The 6,857-nt window shown below is 57.1% G+C and carries 6 protein-coding genes; 3 read left to right on the plus strand and 3 right to left on the minus strand.

The features are described 5' to 3' along the window. Positions 1–664: DUF6134 family protein (locus ACOVRA_RS04665; protein ID WP_421719284.1), on the minus strand; the 664-nt coding region annotated here is incomplete at its 3' end. 46 nt (positions 665–710) lie between these two features. Further along, the gene (locus ACOVRA_RS04670; protein ID WP_421719285.1) at positions 711–1,334 is read right to left on the minus strand and encodes a ChrR family anti-sigma-E factor; all 624 of its coding nucleotides are present in this window, start codon (positions 1,332–1,334) and stop codon (positions 711–713) included. Positions 1,335–1,473: 139 nt separating this feature from the next. Here ACOVRA_RS04670 and sseA point away from each other — a divergent pair, with 139 nt between their 5' ends. Together sseA and metC are read left to right on the plus strand one after the other, a co-directional pair. Beyond that, on the plus strand, positions 1,474–2,340 hold the full coding sequence (sseA, locus tag ACOVRA_RS04675) for a 3-mercaptopyruvate sulfurtransferase (RefSeq protein ID WP_421719286.1): 867 nt from the start codon (positions 1,474–1,476) through the stop codon (positions 2,338–2,340). Beyond that, entirely contained in the window at positions 2,337–3,536 is a 1,200-nt protein-coding gene (gene metC, locus ACOVRA_RS04680) for a cystathionine beta-lyase (protein ID WP_421719287.1), read from the plus strand. Before sseA ends, metC begins: the two co-directional genes overlap by 4 nt. Here metC and ACOVRA_RS04685 read toward each other — a convergent pair. Further along, positions 3,523–4,011, minus strand: a complete 489-nt coding sequence (locus ACOVRA_RS04685; protein ID WP_290801781.1) for an Lrp/AsnC family transcriptional regulator — start codon at positions 4,009–4,011, stop codon at positions 3,523–3,525. The two genes, metC and ACOVRA_RS04685, sit on opposite strands and share 14 nt — an antisense overlap. A gap of 156 nt (positions 4,012–4,167) precedes the next feature. Between ACOVRA_RS04685 and ACOVRA_RS04690 the strand changes: the two genes are divergently transcribed. After that, positions 4,168–6,857 (plus strand): indolepyruvate ferredoxin oxidoreductase family protein (locus ACOVRA_RS04690; RefSeq protein ID WP_421719288.1); only part of this gene is annotated, 2,690 nt, incomplete at its 3' end.

The following is a 6,857-nucleotide window of genomic DNA, read 5'->3' on the forward strand; positions in this document are numbered from 1 at the left end:
TGGCGACGGAAGTCACCTTCCGATAATCAAAGCTTTGGCCTGCGATTTTGAATGCTGTCCGCACCCAGCGGCCTGTCGCGTCATACCACAAATCCGTGTTGACCGCACCGCGTACGCGGTAATGACTGGCGCGAACATTGGCTCCGCCAATCTGCAGCACTTCTTCGCCAACCCGGTTTACATTGACACGACTTAACTTGCCGTCGCGGCTGTCGAGCAGGCGGGATTGATTGATCGTGCTAAAGCGCCACCAGCTGGACGGTAGGATGGTGGCAGGGGCATTGCCTTTAAAGCCTGTTCCATCCACGACGATATTGGCCCCTCGCAGATTGGCGGCAACAGACTTGTTGGATCGATTTTCCTGGTCCGAACAATTCAGGCTGGTCAATTGATCGCCACGCCAAGCTTCCTCGCAGCGATGGCGATAGCTAAAGCCGATGGGTCCAATTTTACCAGCCATATCAATGGCGATGCGAACATTGGTGATATCGGCAGACTTTGAAACCGTCACGATATGCTTGCCCACGGGCTTGCCATTCATCAGGATTTCAAACTCGGTCCGCCCCGGTGTGGCGGCCGCCGCCGCGCTGGACGCCACCGCCGCGCTGCCCAGCACAAGCGTAGATGCGAGGAGACATAGTTTTAGGGTGCTTTTGGAAGACATCGCAAAGCCTCTTTTAATTAAAGCGAGGAGGAGTATCAGGCAAAAATTAGTTGAAACGGTTAATCAGCCAGCCCAATGGGCCTTTCAGACGAACAGAACCAGTCTGTGCGATTAAACAAATGCAATCGCCGCCCTTAGCAGCACCGGGTTGATGCTCGCTGTCTTCGTCATGCACCAGCAAATCGCCACGACGGTAGATTTGGCTGCCATCGTCGAGTTCACCGGACAGGACAAGGGTCACTTCAAGGCCGGAGTGGCCATGTTCTGGCACTTTGCGGCCTGCTTCTAACTTGAGCAATTCAGCGTCACAGCCGGGCAGAGGCATCATCAACATACCCGCCAAATTGCGTCGCCAGCGGCCTTGGTCGAGGGACGATAGCACATGGGCCATATCGTCAATCTCGCGCAGCGCATGGTTTGAATAGTCGCGGCTTTTCTCGGCTTCAAGCCAAGCAGGCTGAGCGATTTCAACAGGTTCGATTGCGTCCAACAACATCCCGCCTGCCGCATCAAACGTCCGCGTAACTTCGCGCGCTTGCGGTTGCAGAGCCAAATGCGCTGAAACGACCAAGGCAGGCCCACGCGGCAAGCTACCAGCCGCATAGTCCATCAAGAGCGCCTGATAGCGCTGATCCTTTTCAATCGTGAGAGCCGTGTTTTCTTCATTCATGGGTTTAGTTATGCCGCCGGATTATGAGATAGTCTTTGCAACTTACGCTGAAATCCCTTTAGTGGATCATAAGCACTGAAAAAACCCCGTGTGGCACGCCTTGGGCGGGCAACGCAATAAGCTGGTTGAGGACACGAACATGGCAGGCTGGGCCAATCCTGATGATCCCTTGGTTTCCACGCAATGGCTAGCTGACAAGCTAGGCGCGCCGGACGTGCGCATCATTGACGCCTCGTGGCACATGCCCGCAGCAGGACGCAATGCCAAGGAAGAATATGACGCTGCCCATATTCCAGGTGCTGTCTTTTTTGATATTGATGAGATTTCAGACACCGCCAGCCCTTTCCCGCACATGATGCCCAGCCCTGAAAAGTTCGCCAGCCGGGTGAAGAAACTAGGCTTAGGTGATGGTCTCCGCTTGGTGGTTTACGACAGCACGGGCGTGTTTTCAGCGGCACGTGTCTGGTGGATGTTCCGCCATATGGGCCATGAGGATGTGGTGGTGCTCGATGGCGGCTTGCCCAAATGGTTAGCTGAAAATCGTGAGACAGAGGATATGCCGCCCATCGCGCGAGAGCGGCATTTCACCGTGCGTCGGCGCGCTGATTTGATCCGGGACAAGGGTCAAATTTTGGCGAAAGTCGAAGCCCGTAGCGCGCAAATCCTTGACGCGCGCCCCGCGGGTCGTTTTGCTGGCACCGCACCAGAACCGCGCGCCAATCTGCCCAGCGGCCACATGCCCGGTGCTTTCAATGTGCCTTTCTCGACCCTATTGAAGCCAGACAATACCATGAAAGACCCAGCTGAATTGGCCGAAGTCTTCAAGGCAAGTGGTGTAGATCTTGGCAAGCGCGTGGTGACGACGTGCGGCTCTGGCGTCACCGCCTGTGTCATCGCTTTGGCATTAGCGCGTTTGGGGCTGTGGGATGTGCCTGTTTATGACGGTGCCTGGAGTGAGTGGGCAGCAGACCCTGCTTCTCCGATCGAGACTGAGGCTGCTGGATGAGCAAGAACTCAAAAGGAGCCGCCGGTGAAGGCCTTTCGGCTGCGACCCGACTGGTACAAATCGGCCGCGATCCATTCTCGCATGAGCGGGTGATCAATCCACCCATCCAGCGCGGCTCGACCGTGCTGTTTGACAATGCCGATGACCTCTACCGCGCTGGGCCTTTGAGCGACATGAAGGGCTATGGGCTGGAAGGCCTGTCGACCCAAGACCGTCTGTGTGACGCCTTGACGGAGATTTCCGGCGGCATTGGCACCGTGCTGGCCCCATCGGGCTTACAAGCGCTGACATTAGCGCTGATGGCCGCCACGAAAGCTGGCGACCATGTGTTGCTGACCGATTCGTCCTATGGTCCGACGCGGCGTTTTTGCCGCGAGGTTTTGGGCAATTATGGCGTTGAAACCGAGATTTACGACCCGCGCATCGGGGGCGATATTGTAGGTCTGATCCGGCCCAACACCTGCTTGATCATCCTTGAAAGCCCCGGCTCTTTGACGTTTGAGCTGCAAGACGTGCCGGCCATCACCGCTGTCGCCAAGGCGCACGGGGTTGCCACTTTGATCGACGATACCTGGACCGCCGGCCTTTATATGAAGCCGTTTGATCTGGGGGTGGACATCTCCATGCAGGCCTTGACTAAGTATCAGGGCGGGCATGCCGATGTGCTTGCGGGCGCTTTGATCACCAATAGCGAGGAATGGCTGACCAAGCTGAAGACCATGCACCAAATGTTGGGCATTGGCACGTCTGCTGAAGATGCGTGGCTGACTTTGCGCGGCCTGCGCACCATGGGCTTGCGCATGGCCCATCAAGACCGGGTTGCGCGTGACATGGCGCGTTGGCTGGAGGCTCGGCCTGAAGTGGCGCAAGTGCTGCATCCGGCGCTGCCATCGCACCCCGATCACGCCATTTGGCAGCGCGACTTTAGCGGGGCTGGTGGTTTGTTTTCGGTAGTATTCAAGCAATTCCCAGCGTCAAAAATCAACGCAATGGCCGAAGCCTATGAGATATTCTCCATGGGCTTTTCGTGGGGCGGGTTTGAGAGCTTGGCGCTACCCAGCACGGTCCAGATCACCCGGCAATTTCCAGCCCGCCATCCAAACGGACCGATCATGCGCTACTCAATTGGCTTAGAAGCGCCAGAAGACTTGATTGCCGATCTGGAACGCGGCTTTGCTGTGCTTAACGCCGCTTAGATTGGCTGAGGCCAAGCGGGACCGAGGTCGTGCGTTTGGCCACGCGAATCACGATGCGCGACTGCACGTCTGACACGAGGCCTTGGCCAAGCAATTTGTCGCGCAGGAAACCGTCATAGGCATGCATGTCGGTGGTCACGACACGGATCATATAATCGACCGCCCCTGTCACCGTGGCGCAATCGACAACTTCAGGCCAAGTCGCCACAGCGGCCTCGAATTTCTCTAGGTTTTCGCGGTTTGGCAGGGCCAGCTTTACCGAGGCCATCACTTCGAAATCTAGGCCTAAAGCGGCGCGCTCAAGGATGGTCACGCGCTTGGTGATGACGCCAATTTCTTCGAGGCGTTTGATCCGCCGCCAACATGGGCTTGACGACAGACCGACCTTATCGGCAATCTCTGCAACTGACAGCGCCGCATCTTCTTGGACCAGATCGAGTATGCGTACATCAATGGCGTCTAATTCTTCCGACACGAATTTTCCTCAATTCTGGCAAAGTGAACATGTATCTTGCGCAATCCTTCGCAAATAACGAAAAAAAGAGCAAGCTTTTTCCGTGAAAACAGAAGATGATGCCCGGATAAAAGCAGACCACATTCACAGTGGTCGAAAAACCCGAGGGCCTACCAAATGCTCCATCGCGAAGTTCTGTTAACTGACAAGTATGAATTCGACGAGGGTAGAGCGTTTCTAACCGGCATCCAAGCCCTCGTGCGGCTTCCTTTGGACCAAAAACGCCGCGATGTGAAGGCCGGATTGAACACGGCGGGCTTTATCTCGGGCTATCGCGGCTCGCCACTTGGCGGCTATGACATGCAGCTCGAGCGGGCCTCTAAGCTCCTGAAAACCCACGATATCGAGTTCTGGCCAGGCCTCAATGAAGATTTGGGCGCAACGGCGGTTTGGGGTAGCCAACAGCTTGGTCAATTTGCGGGTGCGCGCTTTGATGGCGTTTTCGGTATTTGGTATGGCAAAGCACCTGGCGTTGACCGGACGGGTGATGTGTTCAAGCACGCTAATTTCGCAGGCACCTCCAAGTTCGGCGGCACCTTGGCAATTGCAGGCGATGACCATGTTTGCAAAAGCTCGACCCTGCCCAGCCAGTCTGAGTTTGCTTTCATCGATGCGGAAATGCCCATCCTGTCGCCGGCATCGATCCAAGATGTGTTGGACTTTGGCTTGTACGGCTTTGCCCTATCGCGCTACTCTGGCGCTTGGACGGGCCTGATCGCTTTGGCCGATACGATGGATTCGGGCGCGGTGATTGATGTCGGCGCCCATCGCTTTGATATCCGCCTGCCCACAGACTTCGAAATGCCGCCAGAAGGCGTCAGCCTGCGCCGTGGCGATGATCCGATGGCCAAGGAAGCGCGGCTTCGTCAGTATAAGCTGCCAGCGGCACAAGCTTTTGTGCGAGCCAATAGCCTTGATCGGGAGATCCTATCGGGCGACAAGCGGCGCATTGGCTTGGTCGCGACCGGCCAAGCCACGCGGGACATTTTTGAGGCGTTAGATGCGTTGGGCATCAGCCCAGAACTGGCCGCCGATCTGGGCTTCGCCATTTATAAAGTCGCCATGCCTTGGCCGCTGGAACCCTATCATTTGCGCGGCTTTGCCTTGGGGCTTGAGACGCTGTTGGTGGTGGAGCACAAGCGCGCTTTGATCGAGACCCAGATTCGCGATGCCCTCTATGATTTGCCCGATGGCAAGCGGCCGCGGGTGATTGGCAAGAAGGGGTTGGATGGTAAGCCCTTGCTGCCCGACACGGCTTCCATCTCCATCCCCGTGCTGGCGAAGACCTTGTTTGATCTGGTGCCCGACGGCCCGCACCGCGAGCAGGCTTTGGCCTATTTGAACCGTGTGCAAGAAAGCAAGGATCGCGCAAAGGCGCTGGAAGGCGATGCACACCGCACGCCGCATTTCTGTTCTGGTTGCCCGCACAATAGCTCAACCGTCGTGCCAGAAGGCTCGCGCGCGCTGGCTGGCATTGGCTGTCACTATATGGCGACCTTCATGCCCGAGCGGCAAACCGATATGACGAGCCAAATGGGCGGGGAGGGCATTGGCTGGATTGGCCAAGCGCCGTTCACGGAAGAAGGCCATGTCTTTGTCAATTTGGGCGATGGCACCTATTCGCACTCAGGCTCGCTGGCCATTCGTGCAGCGGTGACGGGCCAAGTCAATGTGACCTATAAGCTGCTTTATAATGACGCGGTGGCGATGACCGGTGGTCAGTCCACCGAAAGCGGCCAAACCACGCCCCAAATTGCCAAGCAATTGCTGGGTGAGGGCGTTAAGAAAGTCGTCATCGTCGCCGACGAGCCGACGCGCTATGCCAATGTGGTGCTAGAGCCGTCTGTCCGCGTCTATCCGCGTGAGGAATTGGACGCCGTCCAGCGCCGCCTGCGCGAGACCAAGGGCGTCACAGTTCTGATCTATGACCAAATGTGTGCGACCGAGAAGCGCCGCCGGATCAAGCGCAAGCTCTTGAAGGCCACGTCCACCCGCGCTTACATCAACCCCGCCGTGTGTGAGGGTTGTGGCGATTGTTCCAAGCAATCCAATTGCTTGTCCATCCATCCGCTCGAAACCGATTTTGGCACTAAGCGGCAGATTGACCAGTCGTCTTGCAACCAAGATACGCGCTGTGTGGACGGCTTCTGCCCGTCTTTCGTGACAATTGAAGGCAGCCACAATGCCAAGCGCGAGCGGGCGCGTCCAACCTTTGATGCCACCAATATCCCTCTGCCCGAGCCTATGAGTTTGGACCGCCCACGCTCCATCGTCTTTACGGGCGTTGGGGGCACGGGCGTAACAACGGTTTCGGCCATTGTCGGCATGGCAGCCCATGTCGATGGCAAGGCGTCCTCCACGCTCGATATGACAGGCCTCGCGCAAAAGGGTGGGCAGGTGTTGAGCCACGTGCGCATCGCTAATCAGCCACAGGACATTCGCTCTGGCCGCGTGCCCCCGGCTTCTGCCGATGTGATGATTGCGGGCGATTTGATTGTGGCAACCAATCTCGATGGCCTCAATCTGGTTTGCAAAGAGACGACCCGTGCCGTCGCCAATTTCGACATCCAACCCACCAGCGAATTCATCCACAATCGCACGCGCGGCTATCGCGGTCAGCCCAAGGTAGATTTGTTTGCCCAAGCAGTGCGGGAGTTGGGCGTGATCCATGCCGAAGGCTTGGCGGAAGAATATCTCTATGATGCGCTTTATTCCAACATGATCCTATTGGGCTTTGCGTGGCAGCGGGGGCTGGTTCCGGTATCGCTGCGCGGGCTTTATCGGGCGATTAAGCTCAATGGCGTGGC

Source organism: Aquidulcibacter sp. (genome assembly GCF_049239865.1).
Lineage (GTDB): Bacteria > Pseudomonadota > Alphaproteobacteria > Caulobacterales > Aquidulcibacteraceae > Aquidulcibacter.

Coding starts and splice junctions, on each gene's coding strand:
- ACOVRA_RS04670 (WP_421719285.1), bottom strand. CDS start 1,334: ATGAATGAAGAAAACACGGCTCTCACGATTGAAAAGGATCAGCGCTAT.
- sseA (WP_421719286.1), top strand. CDS start 1,474: ATGGCAGGCTGGGCCAATCCTGATGATCCCTTGGTTTCCACGCAATGG.
- metC (WP_421719287.1), top strand. CDS start 2,337: ATGAGCAAGAACTCAAAAGGAGCCGCCGGTGAAGGCCTTTCGGCTGCG.